Annotated in this window: 2 protein-coding genes and 1 tRNA gene; 2 read left to right on the top strand and 1 reads right to left on the bottom strand. The window is 67.4% G+C overall.

Annotated elements, in window-relative coordinates; genetic code table 11:
• Positions 1-659: UbiA family prenyltransferase (locus tag WA225_RS08700; protein WP_422607634.1), on the top strand; the 659-nt coding region annotated here is incomplete at its 5' end.
• A 35-nt stretch (positions 660-694) separates the two neighbouring features.
• A tRNA-Thr gene (locus tag WA225_RS08695) sits at positions 695-769 on the top strand.
• A 59-nt stretch (positions 770-828) separates the two neighbouring features.
• Here the strand turns inward: WA225_RS08695 and WA225_RS08690 are convergent.
• Positions 829-1,619, bottom strand: a 791-nt coding sequence (locus tag WA225_RS08690; protein WP_422607633.1) for a GGDEF domain-containing protein, incomplete at its 5' end; no start/stop codon positions are given.

Below are 1,619 nucleotides of genomic sequence, written 5' to 3'. Positions count from 1 at the left end.
GCGTCATCAACGATGTTGCCGATCTCCACGCCGATGTTTTGGCGAAGCCCCACAAGCCGCTCGTCCGTGGAGTGGTCACACGCTCGACCGCGACGGTCGCCGGCATCGCGCTCGGAGCGATCGGGCTCGGAGCTGCTGCGACAGTCAACCTCGCGACGCTCGGATTTGACGCGCTCGCTCTGAGTGCGGGTCTCGCCTACGACCTGGGGATGCGCAGGACACCACTTTCATGGGTGCCATGGTGGGGCGGCATGGCAGTCCTCCCGTTGGAGGGGTACGCGTCGATCGGAGCAGTCCCGTCGAAGCTGCTGGTCGTGCTCCCCTTGTCGGGCCTGCTTGCGATCGGGCTTCATTTCGCCAACGCGCTCCCGGACATCGACGGCGACCGGCTCGCCGGCCGGCGCAGCCTCCCCGTTCTTGCCGGAGCTGGTCGTTCGGAGTTTGCTGGGCCGGGAGCGCTTGCGGCCGCGGGACTGCTCGCGGTCCTCCTCGCCGGCCCTCTCGGCCAGGCCGGATTCCTGTTCTACCTCGGCGTCGCGGTGCTCGGCGGCGGGGTGGCCGCAGTGGTCGTCACACGATCGGCGCGGCCGTTTCCCGTGCTCGCCGTTGCCACGGCAGTGTTTGCAGTGACCTGGTTGGCGTCACTCCCGCGGGCCTGATCCCGGGACGGCGCCTTGGTACCATCGGCCGGCGTGCCCAAGTAGCTCAGTGGTAGAGCAACGCCTTGGTAAGGCGTAGGCCGTGAGTTCAATCCTCACCTTGGGCTCCAGACCGTCGTGTGTAGCTTCGCGTGGGGCTCCCGGGCCGGGCGGGTTATGGCCGAGGCATTCAGCGAACCGCTCGAGCGCGCCTTCGACGATCGGGGGCCGCTTCTGATCGATGCAGGGGTAGCGTCCCTTTTTCGAGAGCTGCGGCCCCGGCGACGAGAGTGGACTGCGGCTCCCGCGGCGTTTTCTCGCTGATCTTGGCGGCGTAGAGCAGGGCGTCAGCCCGCTGAAGCACCAGGTAGGCGTCGTCGCCGGCCGCTCCAGCGGCGCAGCCCACACTCACGCTGGCCGGTCCCGTGGGTAAATGCAATGCAGCGACGGTCTCCCTCATGCGTCGGGCGACCATCAACGGTGTCTCCTCCGATGGGTCGGAGATCAGCAGGACGAATTCGTCGCCGCCGATGCGGGCGAGCGTTTCGTCCTTGCGCGCCACGCTCGCGAGCGCCTGCCCGATTGCCACGAGGAGCGCATCGCCGGCTGCATGACCGTACCCGTCATTGATGCTCTTGAGGTTGTCGACGTCGATGGCGAGGATCGCAAAGGGGCGCCGAGATGCCAGCCGATCCACGGCATGCTCGAAGCCACGCCGATTGGTGAGCCCGGTCAGGGCATCGGTGACCGCGTTGGCTTCCGCCTCGCGGTGTCTGAGCGCGTTCGTCAGCGCCAGCGACGTCATCGCGCCGAGCCCTCCCAACCGTTCGACGAGGTCCTCGGTGATCGGTTTGTCCCGCGTCGAGACCACGAGTACGCCATGGACCGCATCGTTGACCCGAACCGGGACGTACGCAGCGAACTTCAGTCCGAAGCGAGCGATTATCTGACGCGCCCGAGGTCCAGCGTGCTCAGGGTCGA

This window comes from Pseudomonas sp. (genome assembly GCF_049300855.1).
Lineage (GTDB): Bacteria > Pseudomonadota > Gammaproteobacteria > Pseudomonadales > Pseudomonadaceae > Aquipseudomonas.
This window is presented reverse-complemented; position numbering and strand designations above follow the sequence as displayed.